The sequence below is a fragment of the Flavobacterium sp. ENC genome (assembly GCF_020991415.1).
In the GTDB taxonomy this organism is placed as follows: Bacteria; Bacteroidota; Bacteroidia; order Flavobacteriales; family Flavobacteriaceae; genus Flavobacterium.
On record NZ_JAJMOY010000001.1, the window covers coordinates 141,248 to 164,151 of the forward strand.

Sequence of the window (22,904 nt, forward strand, 5' to 3'; positions counted from 1 at the left end):
ACGAAAGGGTATTAGCAATTTAAAAATCATATATAATGAAATTTACAAGAATCATAGCTGTTGCGGCAATTGCAGGTTTAGTATTAGTGGGATGCAAAAAAACAGAAAGCGAAAAAATAATTCCACAGACAGCTGAAGTAAAAAAAACAAAAGAACCCGTAGTAATCGCGCCTGAAAATGTGCAGACAGCAAGCTTCACTATAGAAGGAATGACCTGTGCAGTGGGATGTGCAAAAACAATAGAAGAAGAATTATCCAGTCTGGAAGGAGTTGAAAAAGCTGCCGTTGATTTTGACAAAAAAACAGCCACTGTCACTTTTGACAAAACCATTCAAAACCCTGAAAACCTAACAAAAACAGTTCAGGCTACCGGAGACGGAAAAACCTATAAAGTTTCGAATATGAAATCATAAGCAAAAACATTTTACATAAAAAAAAGCGTCCTAATCGGGACGCTTTTTTTATGATTCGTTTTTAAAGAAAGAATATCCGGATGAATTAAAAAAACTGAAGATTATACTTTAAACTGAATTTTCATCATAAAAAACGACACAATCACATCAGATTGTTTCTATATTTGTTTTAAAATCAAACCTTCTCTATGAAAAGACTTCTACTTTTTATCTTTTGTATTTTCTTCTTAAATTTCACGTATGCTCAGGACAGCTGGCAACCGATGAACACCAATGACCTGAATCGCAATGCTTTTTTAAAAGCTTCAAAAACACACTTGGCAATAGGCAAAAACAAACTGCCTTACGTAGCCTATAAAGATGATTGGGCTGATGGAAAAGGTACGGTGCAGAAATTTAACGGAGTATCCTGGGAACTGGTTGGAGTACAAGGATTTTCCCCGGGAACTGTAGATGATGTTTCCATTGCTGTAGATCAGAACAATATTCCATACGTTGCGTACAAAAACAATTTAAATTCTAAAATTATTGTTCAGAAATTTAACGGCACCACCTGGACAAAAGTTGGTAATGAAGGTTTTTCTATAGGCTCTGCGGAATACATTTCTATCATTATAGACAAAAATAATATACCCTACGTGGCATATAGTGGCCGGAAAACAACCGATTATACCAACAAACTTACGGTACAAAAATACAATGGTACCGATTGGGAATTGGTAGGTTTAACCCGATTTTCTGAAGGAAGCAGCGATACGTATAGCAGTTCAATTGCCATAGACAATAACAATATCCCTTTCATAGCATATAAAAATAGCGGAGAAGCCGGCGGATATAAAAGCATTGTTCAGAAATTTAACGGAACTGGGTGGGAAACATTAGGAAGCCCCGGATTCTCAGAAGGCTTCGTCGGTACGGTCTCTTTGGCTCTGGACCACAATAATGTTCCTTATGTCTCCTATCTGGATGTTGAAAATTCATATGGCAGCACCGTCCAGAAATTCAATGGTACAGCATGGGAATTAGTAGGGAAAGCAGGATTTTCTGCAGGACAGGCAACAGAACCTGTCATTGCAATTGATAAAAATAATTTGCCCTATATAGCTTACAGAGACGAAGCAAACGCTTCAAAAATCAGGATCGAAAAATTTAACGGAACTGACTGGAATCCCATAGGTACGCCCGGGCTTTCAGCCGGGGCGGTAAACTATGTCTCTATTGCAATCGATGATAGCGACTTACCTTATGTCGTATATAAAGATGCAGGAAAGAATAACAACACTGTCGTAACGAAATTTAATGGTACAAACTGGGAGGAAGTTGGCCCGAGAGGAATTTCTGAAGAAGGACCTCTGGTAGAAATTATTTCAAGCGCGATAGACCACAATAATGTTACTTATGTCGCTTATTCAGATCCAAAAAATTTAGAGAAATGTACGGTTCAGAAATACAATGGAAAAACCTGGGAAATTGTTGGAAAAGTCGGTTTTTCTATCGGACAGGTTAATCTTATTTCTATAGCCATTGATAATAATAACGTACCGTATGTTGCTTACAAAGAAGGTACATCGTATTCAAACGGAAAATGTACGGTTCAGAAATTTAACGGAACGTCATGGGAATTATTAGGAATTAAGGGATTCTCACCAGAGCTTGCAGGAAATTTAAATATCGCTATTGACCATAATAACATACCTTATGTTGCTTACACGCAATTTATAAGCGCAGGTGTTTATGATGCGGTGGTTCAAAAGTTTAATGGTTCAACCTGGATACCGGTGGGAACTTTGGGCTATTCATCAGGAGCCTTTTCCGAAACATTTGTAAGTTCTATTGCTATCGACAACAACAATATACCTTATGTATGCTTTTTAGACAGTCAGAATTTTGAGGATCGTGGTACCATTAAAAGATTTAAAAACAATTCGTGGGAAACATTGGGAACCGGAAAAAACTATTCTTTTCCCGGATACATTGCAATCGATTCTAATAATATTCCGTATGTGTTAAATGCTTCCAGCTCTTTGAGCGAATGGAATACGATCCAGAAATTTAATGGAACTTCCTGGGAAATAGTTGGAAGTGCAGGTTTTTGCAAGGGCGAAGAAAAATCTATAGCCATAGACCACAATAATGTTCCCTATATATTCTATTGTGATCAGATGAATAACAGTAAAAAAAGTACCGTTCGAAAATTTAACGGGACATCCTGGGAATTGGTAGGAGCAGCTGAGTTTTCCCAAAATCCAATATACAGACCCCTGATCTTAATCAACAACAAAAATGTTCCAATAGTTATTTACTGCAGCAATAACGACAACAATGACAGCAGCAACAGTATTTATGCAAAGTATTTTGGTGCCTCAAATACCCTTAGCACAAGTACACCAACAAAATCACCTTCGCAAAAAATTAATTTATTCCCAAATCCTGTCCGAAATTCATTTTCTGTTTCGGGAGAAGAAACTGTTCTTGGATTAGAAATATTTGATTTATTAGGGAAATCCGTTTATAAATCATTCCTGGAAAGTGAAACTTATAATATTGAATCTTTGCCGAAAGGAATTTACGTAATTAAGATACAGACAGAAAAAGGATCTTACACAATGAAGATAATTAAAGAATAATTTCTTTTAATCAAAAAAAAAGCATTCACCACAAGATGAATGCTTTTTTTAAAATATTATTTCCACTTCAGTGTTTCCATAAGCTGTCGCATATCATTTTTAATATAACTGGCCGCCGGCATAATAGAATCAAAGTTGGGCTTTGCATAAAAATAAACCGATCCGGTTATGAAATGTTTTGTACTGTCTGTCACATAAAATTGTGAATTTGTAGCCGCGTTTCCATCCACCTGGTAAAACATTCCGTATACTTTTTTTTCAGGGTTTAAATACGGCTGTTCTAAAATATCATCCGCTTTTATGACATGCTCGTAAGTTAGCTTCTGGGCATCTTTTAACAATTTCTCAATATTATTATTTACCGGTTTATATGTGAGATATATGGTGGCTTTCATTTTGGGATAAGTAATTGCAAACCCACAATTTTTTTCTCCTTTGATTACAGCACCTTCATTCATTTCGAAAGTAAACGGACAATTGTTTTCAAAATTTACATATTTTGCTTCCGGGTAATCTAACCTCAAATAGCTTGATGGCTTAGGTAAGACTTCATTTTTACAACTTATAATTGTAAAAATCAGCAAAATTGTCAGTGTTGAAATTATTTTTTTAAGCATTTTATTCTAATGTTACTTTTATTTGTTTTACCCGTTTTTTATCAACTGCTTCAATTGTAAAGACACAGTTTTCAAACGTTACTTTCTGATCTTTTTTAGGGAAGTTACCCAGGATTTCCAAAATAAAGCCTGCTAAGGTTTCCGCTTCGCCTTTTTGGGATTCAAAAACATCTTCATCGACTTCAACAATCCTGTAAAAATCTTTCATATTGATCTTTCCTTCAAACAGAAAGTTCTTTTCATCAATTTGTGAAAAATTTAAATTTTCATCGTCAAACTCATCACTGATATCCCCGACAATTTCTTCAATAACGTCTTCTAAAGAAACCAGTCCGGATGTACCTCCGTATTCGTCCACCACAATGGCCAGATGGCTTTTGAGGCTCTGAAAATCTTTTAGCAAATTATCCAGTTTTTTATTCTCAGGGACAAAAAAAGCATCTCGTACCAGGGAGGTCCAGTCGAATTCTTTTTTATCGATATGAGGCAATAAATCCTTTACAAACAGTACACCTTCAATCTGATCGATATTGTCTTTGTAAACCGGAATTCTTGAAAATCCTTTTTCAATGATCTTCGGGCAAATCGCTTCAAAGGCTTCTGAAATTTCCAAAGCAAAAATATCAATCCTCGGACTCATCACCTGCTTGGTATCTGTATTTCCAAAAGAAACGATTCCTTCCAGTATTTTTTGTTCTTCGCTTGACGTTCCTTCAGAATCCGTAAGCTCCAGCGCCTGCGATAACTGATTGATCGAAAAATTGTTTTTTTGTTTCCCTAATTTATTTTGCAAATATAAGGTAAGGCTTCGCATGGGCAAGCTGACAGGTGAAAGTAATTTATCAAGGACAGCAACGGGATAGGCCGACCACTTCGCAAATTTTATATTGTTTCGGCTGGCATACACTTTGGGCAAAACTTCTCCGAACAACAAAATTAAAAAAGTCACCAGAATTACTTCTAACATAAATTTAAAAGCAGGAGATTCTACGCCGGAGAAAATATTTTGTCCTATAAAGGAGAACAAAATAACCACACCTATATTAAGAAAGTTATTAGCGACTAATAGTGTTGCTAAAAGTTTTTTGGGTTTATCTAAAAGACTGGAAATGATTTTACCTTTTGAAAGGTCTTCCTGAAGAGTGTCGTCAATATCTTTTTGGGATAAAGAAAAAAGTGCCACTTCGGCACCTGAGACAATTGCCGATAAAAACAGCAAAATAAATATTCCGACAAAACCAATTATTAAATTGATGTCAAAATTTGTACTAAAAAGTAAACTGGGCTCCGGGTCCAAACTGAAAAAAATTAGTTAAACAATCAAAAAGGCAGGTCATTTATAGGCAAGTCCTCGTTAGTCGTGTCAAAGTTAGTGTTTTTTACGGATTCTGAATCGGTATTTGGTTTATGTAATGTAGTTTCTTTTTTGGTTGTCAGGAAAGTAAATTCTGTAACCTGAATTTCTGTAGTATATTTTGTCGTACCGTCTTCGGCTTGCCACTGACGGGATTTTATACGTCCTTCGATAAAAATCTTATCCCCTTTAGAAAGGTACTTTTCGCAAATTTCAGCTGCTTTATTGCGTACAACCAGGTTATGCCATTCTGTTGACGTTATCTTTTCGTTTGTAGTTTTATTGATATAAACCTCATTTGTAGCCAACTGAAAACGTCCGATGCAGTTTCCTCCATCAAAATAATGCATCTTAACATCATCGCCCAAATGGCCAATGAGCATCACTTTATTTAATGTTCCGTTCATGGTTTTTTTGTGGTATTTATCCCAAAGATACATTTTTTTAGCAATTTATTTCCTGCTTTTCAATAAAATTATATATTACAATTGGAAAAGGAAACGTTTTCAAATTGTTAGCATCGATCCCCTTTTCAATTATTTCTTCAATTTTAATTTTCCAAAACTGAATATGCAAATGCTGATGGGACAGTTTATGAATAACCGTCGCATGGCTGCATTCTTCTATACCTATAATTGTATAGGCGGAAAACAGCTCGTTTTCAACCGCTTTAGAAACAAAATCAAAGTCCGCAATCTCCTGAGTCTCTAAAAGGGGAAATTCATATAAATTATGCCAGATTCCTTTTGCTGTTCTTTTTTGAATTAAGGTATTCCCCAAAACATCTTCCAGAATCAAATAATTAAAAAACCGATTGGTGATTTTTGTCTTTTTGGATTTTACCGGCAGGACATCTACTTTTTTCTTTTGCAGTGCCAGGCAACTGTCATTAAAAACACAAATAGTACAATTAGGACTTTTAGGCACGCATTGCAAAGCGCCAAACTCCATAATGGCCTGATTAAAAATTGCCGGGTTGTCTTTTGGCATTAATTCCGTGGCAAGTTCGGTAAACTCTTTTTTAGCTGCCGGCGATGCAATATCCGATTCTATATCGAAATAACGGGAAAGCACCCGAAATACATTTCCATCCACAACAGGAACTGCTTCGTTATAAGAAAAAGAAGCAATTGCAGCTGCTGTATATTCACCAACACCTTTTAATTTTAATAACTCCTTATAAGAAGGCGGAAAAACACCATTCAACTCATTTGCTACATATTGAGCCGTTTTATGCAAATTTCTGGCCCTCGAATAGTACCCTAATCCCTGCCAAAGTTTCAAAACCTGCTCTTCGTCAGCATTTGCCAAATCAAATACAGTAGGAAATTCCTTGGTAAATGAAAAAAAATAAGGCATTCCCTGCGCAACTCTTGTCTGTTGCAGCATAATTTCTGAGAGCCAAATTAGGTAAGGATTAGTCGTTTTTCGCCATGGCAAATCACGTTTGTTTTGTAAATACCAATTTATCAATATGTTATGAAAATTCATCGCAAAATACTTAGAATACAAAAGTAAATGTTTATGTAATTAAAATTTAACGAATTAGCTTGATTAATTATTTTTTTAATTCCTATATTTGCAAACTCAAAAAAATAGTACACCATTTATAAAATTAAATAGGAAAGAAAATGACGAAAGCAGATATCGTAGCGAAAATTTCAGAGAAACTAGGTCTTGAAAAAGGAGATGTTCAAGCAACAGTAGAAACTTTTATGGAAGAAGTTAAAACTTCATTAGAAACTGGAGACAATGTTTACCTAAGAGGTTTTGGAAGTTTCATCGTAAAAACAAGAGCTGAAAAAACAGGTAGAAACATTTCTAAAAACACCACTATCAAAATTCCAGCACACAACATTCCTGCTTTTAAACCTGCAAAAGTATTTGTAGAGGGAGTTAAAACAAACAACGAAGCAAAATAATACTATTAATTAATCATAAAATCGACACGATATGCCAAGTGGTAAAAAAAGAAAGAGACATAAGGTAGCTACTCACAAAAGAAAGAAAAGAGCGAGAGCTAACCGTCACAAAAAGAAAAAGTAGTTTTAAACTACTTTTTTCTTTTTAAACGTTCATTGAAATTGGAATTTAGTCTCAGTGACCAGTCACAGTTTGCAGCGTAAAAACTGCCAGCTGATACTGAAAACTGCTAACTAAAATCCCCCGGGTTCAATACCTGTTAAAAAATATTGTTTAATCCATCTGTAGATAAGATTTTAGATTTTGGATTTTAGATTTTAGATTTTTATAATCTATCTTCTTTTTTCTATATTCTATTTTCTGAAAAAACAGATAAAAATTTACAGTGTGAATAAAGAATTAATCATTAGATCTAGTTCTGAAGCCGTAGATTTTGCCTTATTAAAAGATGGAAAACTAATTGAATTACACAAGGAAGAAGAGAAAAGCAACTTTCAGGTTGGTGATATTTTTATCGCCAAAATAAGAAAACCAGTTGCCGGACTTAATGCTGCTTTTGTAAATGTAGGCTTCGAAAAAGATGCCTTTTTACATTATCACGATTTAGGACCTAACTTAGCTTCCCAACTGAAATTCATAAAACTTGTAAGCGCAGGTAAAATAAAAGATTTCTCCCTAAAAACCTTTCAGTTTGAAAAAGAGATTGACAAAGATGGCATCATTACTGATATTTTAAGTGCCAATCAATCTGTTTTAGTTCAAGTTGTAAAAGAACCTATATCGACCAAAGGTCCAAGGATAAGCGCTGAGCTTTCCCTGGCTGGAAGATTTATTGTTCTCGTTCCGTTTTCTGACCGTGTTTCTATTTCTCAAAAAATAGAAGACAAAAAGGAAAAGGATCGTCTAAAAAAACTTGTTCTATCGATCAAACCTAAAGGATTTGGTGTTATTGTTCGCACAGTAGCCGAAGGCAAAAACGTAGCCGAATTAGAAAAAGATTTGCAGAACCTGCTTAGCAGATGGACTGCAATGTGTAAAAAATTACCAACTGCTCATCATCCGTCAAAAGTATTAGGAGAGCTTAACAGAGCTTCTTCAATACTAAGAGATGTATTTAATGATACCTTTAGCGGTATTCAGATAGATGATGAAGAGTTGTTCCATCAAACGAAGGAATACCTGCAGGAAATTGCACCTTCAAAACAATCGATTGTGAAGTTTTATCAATCAAATGATACTCCGATTTTCGAGAAATACAATATAGAGAGACAAATCAAAACTTCATTTGGAAGAACAGTTTCGATGAGCAAAGGCGCTTATCTTATAATCGAACACACCGAAGCGCTTCACGTTATTGACGTAAACAGCGGAAACCGTTCGAATAAGGCCACGAATCAGGAAGATACTGCCATGGAAGTGAATATGATTGCTGCCGCTGAAATTGCCAGACAACTTCGTCTGCGTGATATGGGTGGAATAATCGTAGTTGATTTTATCGATATGTCTAATCCTGAAAACAGGAAAGTCCTGTTCGACTTCTTGCGAGAAGAAATGAGCGACGATAAAGCAAAGCATAAAATCTTACCGCCGAGTAAATTTGGTTTAGTCCAGATTACAAGACAACGCGTAAGACCAGAAGTTAATATAAAAACCAGAGAAGAAGATCCCAACAATGAACATGGCGAAATTGAAGCGCCTATTTTAATCATTGACAGAATCAACTCCGATCTGGAAAGAATTTTAAAAATCCACAAAAGTGTTGTGCTTAATGTACATCCGTTTGTGGCTGCATACCTCAGTAAAGGTTTTCCATCATTACGTTCAAAATGGTTTTTTGAGCATAAAAAATGGGTGAAAATCATACCTCGTGACGCTTACACGTACTTAGAATACCATTTCTATGATAAAAAAGGAAATGTTATTTCAGAATAAATAAAAAACCGCTTCTCGAAAGAGTAGCGGTTTTTTTATGTCTTATTTTTTGTTTTTTTTGCAACGAATTGCACGAATGAACACGAATTATTTTGTGGAACTTTATGTACTATTGTTGTTATCCTGAAAGTGGCTTCGACTACGCGCAGCCTGACAACTGTATATTATTCCCTAATGATTTCTACTTTTCTGCTGATTTCATTACCCGATTCATCCACAACAGTTACATAACGTCTTTTCATCATATTGTCACCCTGAGCGTAGTCGAAGGATCGCCAGCTAACAGGGGGCTTCGACTACGCTCAGCCTGACAACTGTATATTATTCCCTAATGATTTCTACTTTTCTGCTGATTTCATTACCCGATTCATCTACAACAGTTACATAACTTTTCATCATATTGTCACCCTGAGCGTAGTCGAAGGCTCACCAGCTAACAGGGGGCTTCGACTACGCTCAGCCTGACAACTGTATATTATTCCCTAATGATTTCTACTTTTCTGCTGATTTCATTACCCGATTCATCCACAACAGTAATATGATGAAAGCCTGCACTCATGATTATTGGTTTTTCATGAAACACTTTTGTGACGCCTTTGTACACATGATCTACATACCAGAACAATTGTTTTTCTCTTTGTGCATAAGCAATTTTAAAAATTACCGGCTGCACTTCACTATTAAAATCCTTCGTTAGATAAATTTTACTGTTCGTTTTCGGATAAATAAAATCCATTGCAACGGTCTGTGTTCCGACACAATCTTCTTTAAAAGGAGGTAAAGGCAAATATTCAATATGTTTGCTTTTGTAGTACCAGGCCATCACCGGAGGCAATATAAACCAGTTTTTGGTCACTATATTTTCTACACTTTCACAACTGCTGTTTACCTGAAATTGTCCGGTCTGATCCAAATGAACGGTTTTATGATACGGGCAGACTGTTGTTGTTTTTCCTTTTTTGGTCACCCATTGTTTAATTTTGGGGCAGCCTTCTTTTGCCAGATGTCCGCTTAGGCTGCAAACCTCAACTTCATTTAAATCTTCATAGGGAATCCCGAACCATCTTTGCCTTGGCAATAAATTAAACACATCAAATAAAATCGGTGCTGCGCTCGTCACTCCTGTCAGTGTCGGCCTTCCCTCACCGGTTGCATTTCCCACCCAGATTCCTACTACATATCTCGAATTTGTTCCAATAGCCCAGGCATCACGATTCCCGAAACTGGTTCCTGTTTTCCAGGCAATTTTAAGCGAACTGTCGTAAAATTTCCAGGCTTCATCTCCTTCCGGACGGTTTACTTCTTCCATTGCGTTATACGTAAGCCAGATTGATCCGGCACCTAAAATGTTCTTCTGTTCGCTTTCTGATCCAAAATCAGGCTGAAAGTCATTCTTATAATTAAGTTCTGTAAACTCTTTCGTTCTGTATTTTCCGTGGCTTTTATTAAAATAATTGACCGTTGAAGATAAATTGGAATACGTTCTGCACAAATCCCATAAATTACTTTCGGCACCTCCTAAAATAAGCGATAATCCATAGTGGTCCGGCGATTTGTCAATGTCACTCAACTGAAATTTCTGCAATTCTTCATAAAACTTATTCACTCCAAAATCCTGCAGCATCAAAACGGCCGGAATATTTAAGGAACGTGACAGTGCCCGATGTGCCGGAACAGCGCCATCAAAAGTGAGATTAAAATTCTGGGGGGTATAACCCGCAATCTGCGTAGGGACATCGGCTACTAAAGTGTTGGGCAGCAATTCGCCGTCATCCAGCATCGCTGCATACAACAGCGGTTTAAGAATACTTCCGGTACTTCTTGGCGCGTCAATAATGTCAACATCTTTCTGGTGATCACCATCTGTCGGAGCATTTCCGACATAACTGATGACATTTCTATTCTGAACATCTATGACCAGAATCGCCAGATTGCTGACTTCATTTTGCCGGTATTGATTGTAATAATATTTTGCAATCTGATTGACCCTGTTTTGCAGTGTAAAATCCAATGTTGTTTTCACCCGCGTTCCTTCTTCATTTTTTGCCACACGTTCTAATAAGTGAGGTGCGATTTGCGGCAAATTATACGGCTTTTGCGGCAATGGTTCATCTACGGAAAGTTCATAGGTCTGCTTATCAATAATCCCTTCCTGATTCAGCTTTAATAAAAGACGATTGCGTTTTTGTAATAATCTTATTTGATTTTTTCCCGGATAAATCAAACTCGGTGCATTGGGCAAAACGGCCAAAGTCGCACTTTCCGCCCATGACAACTGATTGGATTGTACGCCAAAATACCGCCATGCAGCCATTTCGAGTCCGACAACATTTCCACCAAAAGGAGCATGAGCGGCATATAATTCCAAAATTTCATTTTTAGAATAGCCTAATTCCAATCGTGTTGCAAGAATAAGTTCTATTATTTTTTCAAAATAAGTCCTTCCCTTTCCTTTTCTGGATAAACGTATCACTTGTTGTGTCAATGTACTTCCTCCGCGAACTACTTTTCCGGCTTTTCTGTTCTGCCGGATCGCATTGACCATTGCAACCGGATTAAAACCGGGATGTTTATAGAAATATTCGTCTTCAAAATAAACAATACATTTTTTGAACTTATCCGGAACACTGTCCTGCGCCGGGAAACGCCATTGCCCGTCCCTGGCAATTTTTGCTCCTAATAATTCCCCTTCTTTACTTTCAATCACCGTAGAATAAGGCTCCTGAAATAAAGTTCGGGGTAGGGAGAAATAATAAATCAGCAAGAGCAGAAATGCAATTGCTGATTTTATTTTATTCTTTTTTATCCAGTTTATAAGGCGTTGTGAGAACGCAATTAATTTATTTTTCAAAGTTTAATCGTAATTTAACCGCAAGGAACGCGAGGTTATTTGCAAAGTTTATAAAGTTTTTTTCACGCAGATTTTGCAGATTTTGCAGATTTTTTTATCTGCCAGATCTCCAAAATCTGCGTAAAACTTTATTTCACCACCTGAACCCAAAATCCTTTGGTTCTGGCCAGGAAAGTATGATCGTACATCGCTTCACATTGCAGTCCCGGTAAATAATAAGTTCCCAGATACGAGGCATTCAGTAAAATTTTGAATGTTTTGGTTTCTCCGGCTTTTAGTCCAAAATAGAAATTTGTTCTGTCATCGCGGATATCAATATAATCGGCTGTATTATTCGTCGCTTCACCGTAATCGGTAAAACGGGTGTTTACAATTTCGAAACCGGATGGTAAAATCTGCGACAAAGCTACATTTTGAACGTATTCATTCTTCAGATTTTTAATAGTTACCTCAGCAACGAACTCCGTTCCCTGAGCAATTTTCGACACCTCAATTACACTGCCTTTTCTATTTCGGAAAACAATTCCGGCCGAAAGATTATTTTCTACCGCATTTTCCTGACCAATAGGAAGAATTCCGGTATTTAACACACGAACATAAATCGTATTCTTTTTATTGTTTTTTAAAGTGATACTGTTCGCTCCTGATTTCACCACCAGATTCCGGTCTGCAACAGTTTTAGCCGTTTTTATAGTCTGTGCTTTTCCGTCCTTGCTAAACTGAAGATCAATTCCTTTAGGGCCGTTATGGAGTGAGAATTTCGAGATCGCATACAAACAATAAGCAGTGGTCTGCGTACTCATCCATTGATCACTTGCCATGTTTTTGGCCAGTTTTGCAGCCATCAGGAATGAATTTTCTTTTTGGTTTAACAACAATAATGTTTCCAAAGCCATGGCTCTGTTTCTGTCACCCGAACCATAGTAATAATAATTATAATCACTTGAAGTATCATCGATTTTACTGTGCAACAGCAACGTCAATCCGGCGCTTTTCTGTCCTGCCAGCACATAAGCCGCTGCAAGACGTAGTTTACTTTCGTTTGAGATTCCGGTTGTTTCGCGCAATCTGTTCATGGAAGACAAATCGGGAGAGCCTGCCAAAGCCAGGGTATATAAACGGTAGGCCTGCGCCATGTCATTTCCATAACGTGGTTCAAAACGCCATTTTTTGGCTTCTTTTTGCTGGTAGGAAATCCATTTTGATTTAAAGTTAATCGGCAACACATATCCTTTTTTCTCTGCTTCTATTATAAAATGCCCGGCATAAGAAGTTCCCCAATCGTCTGCAATGGTATTTCCCTGCCAGTACGAAAGTCCTCCGTTTGGTAACTGAAAACCTCCTAATCTGGTAATTCCTGTCGTCACATTTTTTTGAATAAGCTGTTGGCGTGTAGCATCAATATCGGCTACATCACTTAAAAACAACTGTGGAAAAACAGAGGAAGTGGTCTGCTCTACACAACCATGCGGATACTGAATCAGGTATTGCAATCTTCCATTCAGATTAATGGTCGGCATGGAAGAAACCTCCAGCTTCGCTTTATTACTTCCCGAAACACCGAAGGTTTTCCAGGAAATGGTTTTAGTGCTGCCGGGAGATAAAATCACATCTGTATACGTATTCGTCACCGGATTCGGATTGGTCATATCAATCTCGACATCATAAGATGATTTTTCCTTTCCGGAGGTGGCAATAATCTGCACTTTAGCAATTCCTGTCTGGTTTCCTACGGCAAGATTAAAATACGCCATTTTCTCATCCGGCTGCGCAAAGTTTACATTCTGAGTTGTACTTCCGATTACCTGTAGCCCTTTGCTGGTTTTTATCTGAAGTTTTACATTTTTAATATTTTTCTCCGTTGCAAAAACCGTAACCGGAATAGTCACTTTTTCGGATGGTGAAATTTTTCTTGGCAAGGAAGCCAGCACCATTAACGGACTGCGGACCGGAGTTGCTTTTTCCACGCTTCCGTAAGCACTTGTTGCCGCATCACCCGCCACCACCATAGTTCGTACTGACCCGATATATTTTGGCAAAGTAACCTGATGTGTTTTGGTTTGTCCTTTTTCGAGTTTGAAGGGTCCCAGATAAATGACCACCGGTTTAAAACGATTGGCTTTCTTGGCCTTTCCTCCACCTAAATCCTGATCTCCACCAATACTGAAAATCTGGTTTACTTTTCCGCCGTAAGCGCCAATCACATCATCGTATACGTCCCAGGTTTTTACCCCCAGGGCTTCACGAACGTAGAAACTATCCCAGGCATTTGGTGTTTTAAATCGGGTTAGATCCAATAATCCTTCATCAACTATGGCAATGGTATAGGTCATTTCCTTACCTGATTTCTCGCTCACTTTTACAGGGAAAGATTTTTCAGGCCTTAAAACATCCGACATCGTAATCATTGGTTCCAGTTTTGTGTTTTTATCTACTACTCCAATCGGAACAATTCCGTACATACGAATCGGGGAATCATTTTTAGTCGAGGCGTGCGGTTGTAAAAGCGTAATATTAAAATAGACATTCGGTGCCATTGCCGCCGTAATCGGAATTTCGACTTTTGTTTCTCCTTTTTTCGTTTCTACCCAAAGGGTCTGTACTACTTTTGATCCGTTTTCGATAGAAACCAAAGCGCGTCCGCCTTCACTTGAAGGGAAAGAAATCTGTGCTTTCTCGCCTACTGCATAATCTCTTTTATCGGTAGAAAAAACAAGCATATTCGCGGTTGAAGCATCTGTATTTCGGGTTTTTCCGGACCAGATCGGCCAGTCAATATTTACGGTTAAGGCTGTTGCATGTCCGCCGGTTTCATCTGAAACGCGAATCATATAACGTCCCCATTCTTCATCGGTTAAGGCAAACTGAACGCTGCCTTTTCCGCTTGAATCGGTGTTAACTTTAAATGTTTTGTAAGAAGTTGTAGCTTCAGATGAATTATAATTGGATAAATTATCACTGGAAGCATCCCACCACCAGCGCCATTCTACTTTATATACTTTTACTTCCAGATCCCTTACCGATTTTGGTCTTCCGTTTTCATCAACGGTCACAATATCAAAACGATTGTTGGTTCTGGTTTCAAGCATTCCGTATTTGTTGACTTCCGGTGCTTTTACGCCCACATAGGTTTTGTATGGCGAATAGGTCGTGGCCATGGCATCCATACTGAAATCCCCGCCTTCTTCGTATACTTTTGTAATGAAGGAAGCTCTCAGCATTCCGGGTGCCTGTCCCTGTAACTTTGGATTAATATTGACCGCTGCCCTTCCGTTCGCGTCTAATTTTCCGGAGAAAATATTCACTTCTTCGGTACTGAATCTGCGAACTAAGTCATCAAAAGTATATTTGTCATAACCTTTGAAAGTCGTTTTCTGTTCGGAGAATTTAGCCTGCATTTCTACATTCAGGTTTTTAGCAATCGCACCATGTAGCCAGGTCACTTCAAGATTGCTGGTGTTCGGATAGGAAGAAGACAAAATCGCTCTCTGAAAACTATTCTTGATTTTCAGACGATTGGGTTTTATCGTTTCAATTTTTATGTTTTTATAAAATTTGGCTCCTCCAACGCTCACCATGGCTTCCCAGCTTCCCGTTGGCGCATCCGGATCTGTCGGTACGATAAAAGCATAATGATTTAATTCATTCGATTTCTGAACGGTCTGATACGATACTTTTCCGTTTGGATCAGTTAGCCTGAATTTTATCGGGTGTGCTTTTGGAAGTTTATTCGAAACATCATTCAGAATAAAAGACAAATACAAATTATCGCCCGGGCGCCAGACGCCACGTTCTCCATAGATAAATCCTTTCAGCCCTTTCTGAAGTGTTTCTCCGGCTACATCAAAATTACTTACGGACAATGAATTCCCATCATCCAGTTTTACATAGGTCGACTGATCTCCTAATGTAACGATGGCAAAATACGCGAATTTATTGATCTGGAAAGTAGCAATACCTTCGCTGCTGGTCGATGCAGTAGCAATTTTTTGCTGCTGGTAGGTGTATAAATCAACACGCGCGTTCGAAACCGGCTCGGTGGTAAGGATATTATTGACGGCAAACAAATACGATTTATTTTCTCCCCTTTTTGCAATTACCCCTAAGTCTGATGCTAAAATATTGGTCGCGATGCGGGCATTGTAATAGTAGGAACCTGTACACGGATCCTGGCTTTCTCTCCACTGATAATCGTCATAATAGTAGTCGTCATACGGATTCTCACTGTAATTCACATCGTTTTCATCTATCTCTTCTTCCTCTTCATTCTGATCGGAATCCTCTTCTGATGTTTCGCATTTGTATAGAGAATATTTCTTTTTATAAGAGAACTCTACCCTGTAGATCGCGCCCGGTTCCGGCTTAATAATTTTGGATAAATCCAGGGCAAAAGTGTTCCATTTGCTTAAATTAACCAGAGTGTTTTCTTTAAGGTTAATGGTCGTTTTGGCCACGGGCTGAGAAACACGCTTCAGGTTTTGCGATCCTTTTAATTCATTATTCTGAAGAAACTGCAGGATGTTGTTTTTGTAGATTTTGTACACTTTTACGTCTACGGCACTCAGATTTGCAGCTTCAAAATTCAGTTTCAGATTATTGGAACTTGGCAGGATCGTCCCGTTTTTTACAAATCGTACATTTGGTTTTATCTGGTCGAAAGAAATTTTCTGAGAATAACTCGCTATCATTTTCTTGCCATACTGGCTTTCGATCCCCTGAAAAACTTCAAGCAGCAATTCGCCGGTTATATTTTGTTCCGGTGCGGCTTCTTCTTCTTCCTCTACAACTTCCGGTTCTGCTTCGACGGTTGCTTCCGGTGTTGCCGTCGCTGCGCTATCAACAGCAACGCTTGCCGAATCTACCATCACGGTGGCAGCCGGTTCTTCGACTACCACTTCGTGAACTACTTCAGGTGCCGGTTTTTCATTACTGAAATAGACTTTCAGTACATTTCCCTGAGTTGAAAATTTTAAATTATTGGTGTTTTGAATGGCAACCAGACCTTTAAAATCCTGGCCTTTCTCTAAAGGTTCTGAAAAATTGATTAAAACCGACTGATTGTTTTCGTCGGGAACATCGACTTTTATAACTTTAAATTCATTTATGGATGTGATCGGGAAGTCAATTTTTCCTTTTTGGTCAATATCAAAATCAGTTCCGTCATACGCGATTTCAAGTTCACTTGGCTCGGAAAAACGCTGGATACTGTCAATGGTAAATTTGAATTCTTTTCCTGACTTTACGTTTTTATCAAATTTAATTTTAAGGGTATTTCCTTTTTGGCTGGCTAAAATTAATTTTTGAGCCGTTTCGGAATCAATATCGTCTGCTGTTTTCAACACGCAGTTCAGGTACTGATATTCTTTACTGTGGGACTGAATATCAAGTGTATTTATAGTAAAATCCTGTTTTATGGTTTTAACCGTAAAATTAAATTCAGAAAGTTCCTTTTCTTTTTCTTTTGGAAGCGTAATCAGTTTGTCTAAGTGCAGTGTCACCTGATATTCCGTTCCCGGCTTTAATTTTTTCTCCGGAATAAAAGCAAGGGTATTACCCGATAGTGCAACTACTTTTCCATTCACACTTGGCGAAATATCAAACAGATCGTCATCTAAAACCTCATTGATTTTCCATTCTTTTTTTTCGAAAGCCAAAACTACGCGTATGTCTGACTGTGAAGGAACGATTCCGCCTGTAAAACTACTTATGTACTCTTTGAATAATGAAAAATCGGAATTGAAATCGGCAGCTGATTTTCTGCCACAAGATTGAAAAATAAAAAACACACAAAACACGAGAACTAATCCTTTTGCTTTCACTTTTATTTAGAGTTATAAGGTTACAAATTATAGAAAATGACAGAACGTTTTAACATTTGGCAGTTACAGAGCATAACTATCGGAATGTTTAATATATTGTAGTAAATGTAGAATATTTTTTGAAATATTTTAAGAGGAAAATTCAGTGGATAGAATTATTTAATATTCATGAATATTTTCTTAATCTAAAAAATAAATTTAGTCTTAAAGGGTCTTATAGAAAATACAAATTTTTTATAATTCTGTCCCAAGGCTTGATAATACGCTATCCAATTCGACAAAATGTTCTTTTGTATTTGCTGCATAAAATAATTGATTAGTAGCCTGCAATACAATCACATCATCGTCATAATTACCATAAAAACATATTCCTTCAAGCCACTTCTTAAAGGAATATCCTTTATTTTTGAAGTTTTCACTAATAAATTTTAATTCATGCTTTTCTAATTCATAAAATGTGTTTTTTGGAAATTCCAATCCGAAACCTGCCTGAAGAAAAGCCATTGCAGTAAAAAAATCAGTTAAAGATTCTGTTTCCAGATACCATTGTTTTTCATCATAGGTCATGTAAACTGGCGGATTGTCTTTTAGTAAATCATCTTTGTGGATTCCCCAAACACAAGCTTTTTGATTTTCAGAATAGAATATTAAGTAATCCGTATGCTTATAATATTGAAGACGTTCCGGTATAATTAATAAATCTTGCGTATGATTTAAATTTTGAACTTTTCCTAATTCAGCATAGTAATCAACTAATATCCCGGGAAGTTTCCCAAAGATGTTTTTAACCGTTTGAATTTCATCATTACTAAAACCATTACTTTCTGTAATATGAAATAGTTTTTTTATTATTGAAAAATCTGCCATACTATTCAATGTGATTTATTTACGTCGCTCCACAAAAAAACGTTTCATCAAATCGGCCGCTTCATTGGCCATAATTCCGGAAACTACGGTAGTCTTGGGGTGTAATTTGGTTCCCATTGTCATGAAACCGCGTTGTTCATCGCGGGCACCAAATACAATTTTCGAAATCTGGCTCCAGTACAAAGCTCCGGCACACATCTGGCAAGGTTCGAGTGTGACATATAACGTACAATCCTTAAGGTATTTTCCGCCTAAGAAATTTGCTGCTGCAGTAATCGCCTGCATTTCGGCATGGGCCGTAACATCATTTAATAACTCGGTGAGATTGTGACTTCTGGCAATCACTTTATCGGCAACGACAATTATGGCTCCAACAGGAATTTCGCCTTTATCAAAAGCCATTTCAGCTTCCTGCAAAGCTTTTTTCATAAAGTATTCGTCGGTGAAAGGATTTATCATAGTTGCAAAAATAAGGTTTTTGAAATAATTTTCATTAGCTAAACATACGAGAACACACGAATTGTTTCTACACTCACAACTGCCAATTTTACTTCGTGCGGCATTTTTTAAATTTAATCGCCTCAAATATTGAGCTTTTTTGAGGCAATTAACCGAAATAATCGCCTCATTTTATGTAAACTGCTATTTATGAAATCTACGAAAGAATCTATATCGTTGAAAAGTTCATTTTTAATTTATATTTTTTATTACATTTAAACACTGATATTTCAAATAATGGATACAAAACATACAATCACCATTCCGGAACCCTGCAACGAAAACTGGGATAAAATGACTCCAAAAGACAATGGGAGATTTTGTTTGAGCTGCGCAAAAACTGTTGTTGATTTTACAAAAATGCTTCCGGATGAAATTCAGCATTATTTTATTTCAAACTCAAACAAAAGTATTTGTGGCAGATTTAAAAACACGCAATTAGACACAATATCGATTCAGATTCCAAGTCGTGTTTTATATACTCAGACATCCTATTATAAAATGTTTGTACTCGCCTTGTTTATTTCGATGGGAACTACTTTGTTTAGTTGTGCCGATAAAGACGGCAATAAGAAAAAAATCAACAAGGTAGAAGTCGTTGATAAAGAAGAAACTCCCGAAAACCATGTAACGGTTGGAATAACATTACCTCCCAAGGGCTCTTCAGAACAAACTCTTCCGCCACCACCGCCAAAAGCAGATCAGGTAAAATTTGTAAAACCAGTAACTAAAGATTGTACCAAACCGGTTAAAAATAAAGTAAAATCCTCAAATGAAGGTCAGGAAGAGGAATCTGCATTTGTAACTGGTGCGGTAATGCAAACCAATGCGGAATTCCCTGGGGGTATTGAACAATTTTATAATTTTTTCGGAAAAGAATTTAAAAATCCAGAAAACGTAAATGCTGCAAACAACAAATTCAGGATTTCTTTTGCCGTTGAAAAAGATGGCTCTTTAAGTTATCTTGAATCCACACCCGGTATTGACCAAACTATAGAAAAGGAAGTGATCCGGGTTTTAAAATTATGTCCAAAATGGCAGCCGGGAGAATCAAATGGAAAAAAAATAAAAATGCAATATTCTTTACCAATAACGCTGCAATAAACATTCTGCTAAATAGCCGGGCTCTAAAATTAAATTTAAAACCGTAAATTTGTTTTTTATAAAAAAATGAAAAGCAATTTACTCTCCAACATAAGCAATCCGGCCGATTTACGTTTACTTGACGAAACGCAGCTACCACAATTGGCAAAAGAATTACGCGATTTTATCATTGCTATTGTTTCGGTAAAAGAAGGACATTTGGGCGCGAGTTTAGGAGTTGTAGAACTCACAATTGCTTTGCATTATGTTTTTGATACCCCCGATGATTTACTGGTTTGGGACGTCGGTCATCAGGCTTACGGCCACAAAATCCTGACCGAAAGGCGAGAAAATTTCGATACGAACCGGCAACTCGGCGGTATTTCCGGTTTCCCGAAAAGAAGCGAAAGTGTGTATGATACTTTTGGCGTCGGGCACTCCTCTACTTCTATTTCTGCCGCTTTGGGAATGGCGATTGCCTCTCAGCTAAAAGGCGAAACCAATAAACAGCATATTGCCGTTATAGGCGATGCTTCTATCGCCTCCGGAATGGCTTTTGAAGGCCTGAATCATGCCGGAGTTACCGATGCGAATTTGCTGGTCATCCTTAACGATAATGCCATTGGTATTGATCCGAGTGTGGGTGCGCTAAAAAAATACCTTACCGCTGTAAAAGAAGGAAAGAATCCGAAGAAGAACAACATGATCAAATCTTTGAATTTTGATTATTCAGGTCCTATTGATGGTCATGATCTTCCAACTTTAATTAAAGAATTAAATCGTTTAAAAAATATAAAAGGCCCTAAATTTCTTCATATTGTCACCACAAAAGGAAAGGGACTGCAACAGGCGGAAGAAAATCAGGTAAAATATCATGCACCAGGAAAATTTGATGCTTCGACAGGAGAAATCCATTTGAAATCTGAAGAAAATTTACCGCCTAAATATCAGGATGTTTTTGGTTTAACGATTTTAGATTTAGCCAGAAAGAATGAAAAAATCATCGGAATCACCCCCGCTATGCCATCAGGAAGTTCCCTGAAGTTTATGATGGACGAAATTCCGGAACGCGCTTTTGACGTTGGAATTGCTGAACAGCATGCGGTAACGCTTGCGGCCGGAATGGCGACTCAGGGCATGATCGTTTATTGCAACATTTATTCCACGTTTTTACAGCGTGCTTATGATCAGGTCATTCATGATGTGGCATTGCAGAACTTACCCGTAATTTTCTGCCTCGACCGTGCGGGTCTGGTGGGCGAAGACGGGGCAACCCATCACGGTGTTTATGACATTGCGTATTTGCGATGCATCCCGAACCTGATAATTTACGCTCCGATCAATGAAATTGCATTGCAAAATATACTTTATACCGCACAATCAGGCTTAGATCATCCGATTGCGATCCGATATCCGAGAGGAAGAGGGGTGCTTCCAGGGTGGGAAGTAGAAAATTTCGGACAATATGAAAATGTTAAAATTGGACAGGCAAATTGCCTGAAAAAAGGAACAAAAACAGCTGTTTTATCTACCGGAACTATTGGAAATAATGTGATCGATGCCTTAAACGAATGTTCGAATGCCGATGCCATTGCCCATTACGATTTTCCGTTTATCAAACCACTGGATATCAATTTATTAAAAGAAATATTCACCACTTTCGACACCATTTTTACTATCGAAGACGGAACCATAAACGGCGGTTTTGGAAGCTCCATTTTAGAATTTGCAGCTTCAAATAACTTCAGCAATCCGGTGAAAATTTTAGGCGTTCCTGACACGTTTATTGAGCATGGAACTGTCCTGCAGTTACAACAATTGTGCAAAATTGACGTTAAAAATTTATCAAAACTTTTTTCAAACCATTGAAAAGAATTATTTTGCAAAGCCAAAAAAAAATAAAAATTCAAGCCTAATGAAATTATTTCGATTTACCCTTTTACTATTCCTTTTTACTTTTGCCACCACTATTTCTGCTCAAAGTATTATTAAAACCACTTTAGAACCCAATCAGGAGCCTGAGGCGCCTTCGAACTGGACCAAAAAAAATCAGCTTGGTTTTGACATCTCCGAAATTGCTTTTGTCAACTGGAGTGCGGGGGGAACAAGTTCTATTTCAGGTTTGTTTAAAGGAGAATTCGCAAGGACGTATGTAAAAGGAAATCACAAATGGTTTAACGAATTAATTGTTAAGTACGGCTTGAATAAGCAAGATGGTACGGAACTTAGAAAAACAGACGACGCCCTTATTTTCAACTCCACTTACGGTTTCAGAAAAGACACGACATCCAACTGGTATTATTCTGCCAAATATAATTTCAGCACTCAGTTTACGGACGGTTACAATTATCCGAACAGGGATATTGCCATATCGAGACCCTTTGCACCGGCATATATCTTTTTAGGAGCCGGAGCTGAGAATTCAAATAAAGCCAAAAACAGGACTTTCTATTTCTCTCCAATCACTTTAAAGACTACTTTGGTTTTAGACCAGTATTTAGCAGACCAGGGAGCATTTGGTGTTAAAAAAGCCGTTTACGCTCCGGATCCTCTTGATCCTGCGAACAATATTTTAATCGAGCAGGGACAAAAAGTAAAAGCGGAGTTTGGTATTTTGCTTACCGCTTATATGAAAAATGAAATTTTCAAAAACATTTTCTACGAAAACAGACTGAGTTTATATACCGATTACCTGAACCGGTTTGGAAACGTCGATGTAGATTACGACACACGTCTTGATCTTGTTGTCAATGCGTATGTCAAAGCAAATATTGGAATTCATTTGGTGTACGACGATGACATTAAGACTAAAAAAGATGTCGTTGACCCGACAACCGGAGCAACCAGCCAGGTAAACGACGGGCCAAGAGCGCAGCTGAGACAAGTTTTAGGTGTGGGTCTTGTGTATGCTTTTCAATAA

Annotated in this window: 15 protein-coding genes; 7 read left to right on the forward strand and 8 right to left on the reverse strand. The window is 37.5% G+C overall.

All coding sequences use genetic code 11. The annotated features are described in order from the left end of the window. The first annotated feature begins 35 nt into the window (after nt 1-35). Together LPB89_RS00580 and LPB89_RS00585 are read left to right on the forward strand one after the other, a co-directional pair. Entirely contained in the window at nt 36-413 is a 378-nt protein-coding gene (locus tag LPB89_RS00580; RefSeq protein WP_230699810.1) for a heavy-metal-associated domain-containing protein, read from the forward strand. A 188-nt stretch (nt 414-601) separates the two neighbouring features. Beyond that, nucleotides 602-3,040, forward strand: coding sequence for a T9SS type A sorting domain-containing protein (locus tag LPB89_RS00585; protein WP_230699811.1), 2,439 nt, complete (start codon nt 602-604; stop codon nt 3,038-3,040). A gap of 56 nt (nt 3,041-3,096) precedes the next feature. On the opposite strand, the gene gldD is transcribed toward LPB89_RS00585, so the two are convergent. Genes gldD through mutY form a run of 4 tightly spaced genes read right to left on the reverse strand, consistent with a single transcriptional unit; the run spans nt 3,097 to nt 6,502 of the window. Further along, entirely contained in the window at nt 3,097-3,657 is a 561-nt protein-coding gene (gene gldD / locus LPB89_RS00590; RefSeq protein ID WP_132031868.1) for a gliding motility lipoprotein GldD, read from the reverse strand. A 1-nt stretch (nt 3,658) separates the two neighbouring features. Beyond that, nucleotides 3,659-4,954 (reverse strand): gliding motility-associated protein GldE, encoded by a 1,296-nt coding sequence (locus tag LPB89_RS00595; protein ID WP_230699812.1) that lies wholly within the window; start codon nt 4,952-4,954, stop codon nt 3,659-3,661. 23 nt (nt 4,955-4,977) lie between these two features. Next, the gene (locus tag LPB89_RS00600) at nt 4,978-5,418 is read right to left on the reverse strand and encodes a single-stranded DNA-binding protein (RefSeq protein WP_127337985.1); all 441 of its coding nucleotides are present in this window, start codon (nt 5,416-5,418) and stop codon (nt 4,978-4,980) included. A gap of 37 nt (nt 5,419-5,455) precedes the next feature. After that, nucleotides 5,456-6,502, reverse strand: coding sequence for an A/G-specific adenine glycosylase (mutY, locus tag LPB89_RS00605; protein WP_230699813.1), 1,047 nt, complete (start codon nt 6,500-6,502; stop codon nt 5,456-5,458). 140 nt (nt 6,503-6,642) lie between these two features. Between mutY and LPB89_RS00610 the strand changes: the two genes are divergently transcribed. Together LPB89_RS00610 and LPB89_RS00615 are read left to right on the forward strand one after the other, a co-directional pair. Then, nucleotides 6,643-6,933, forward strand: coding sequence for an HU family DNA-binding protein (locus tag LPB89_RS00610; RefSeq protein ID WP_007805026.1), 291 nt, complete (start codon nt 6,643-6,645; stop codon nt 6,931-6,933). Between the two features lie 388 nt (nt 6,934-7,321). Continuing rightward, entirely contained in the window at nt 7,322-8,866 is a 1,545-nt protein-coding gene (locus LPB89_RS00615; protein WP_127337806.1) for a ribonuclease E/G, read from the forward strand. 475 nt (nt 8,867-9,341) lie between these two features. On the opposite strand, the gene pbpC is transcribed toward LPB89_RS00615, so the two are convergent. From pbpC to LPB89_RS00635, 4 genes are all read right to left on the reverse strand, one after another. Further along, nucleotides 9,342-11,717 (reverse strand): penicillin-binding protein 1C, encoded by a 2,376-nt coding sequence (gene pbpC / locus LPB89_RS00620; RefSeq protein WP_230699814.1) that lies wholly within the window; start codon nt 11,715-11,717, stop codon nt 9,342-9,344. Nucleotides 11,718-11,845: 128 nt separating this feature from the next. Then, nucleotides 11,846-17,536 (reverse strand): MG2 domain-containing protein, encoded by a 5,691-nt coding sequence (locus LPB89_RS00625; RefSeq protein ID WP_230699815.1) that lies wholly within the window; start codon nt 17,534-17,536, stop codon nt 11,846-11,848. Between the two features lie 234 nt (nt 17,537-17,770). Next, nucleotides 17,771-18,403, reverse strand: coding sequence for a hypothetical protein (locus tag LPB89_RS00630; protein WP_230699816.1), 633 nt, complete (start codon nt 18,401-18,403; stop codon nt 17,771-17,773). Nucleotides 18,404-18,418: 15 nt separating this feature from the next. Continuing rightward, nucleotides 18,419-18,862, reverse strand: coding sequence for a nucleoside deaminase (locus tag LPB89_RS00635; protein ID WP_089477896.1), 444 nt, complete (start codon nt 18,860-18,862; stop codon nt 18,419-18,421). Between the two features lie 276 nt (nt 18,863-19,138). Between LPB89_RS00635 and LPB89_RS00640 the strand changes: the two genes are divergently transcribed. The 3 genes from LPB89_RS00640 (at nt 19,139) to LPB89_RS00650 (ending at nt 22,904) form a co-directional block, all read left to right on the forward strand. Further along, nucleotides 19,139-20,005, forward strand: coding sequence for a hypothetical protein (locus LPB89_RS00640; RefSeq protein WP_230699817.1), 867 nt, complete (start codon nt 19,139-19,141; stop codon nt 20,003-20,005). Nucleotides 20,006-20,071: 66 nt separating this feature from the next. Further along, nucleotides 20,072-21,853 (forward strand): 1-deoxy-D-xylulose-5-phosphate synthase, encoded by a 1,782-nt coding sequence (locus LPB89_RS00645; protein ID WP_230699818.1) that lies wholly within the window; start codon nt 20,072-20,074, stop codon nt 21,851-21,853. Nucleotides 21,854-21,899: 46 nt separating this feature from the next. Beyond that, nucleotides 21,900-22,904 carry a DUF3078 domain-containing protein gene (locus LPB89_RS00650; protein WP_230699819.1) on the forward strand — a complete coding sequence of 335 codons (1,005 nt, stop codon included), beginning with the start codon at nt 21,900-21,902 and terminating at the stop codon, nt 22,902-22,904.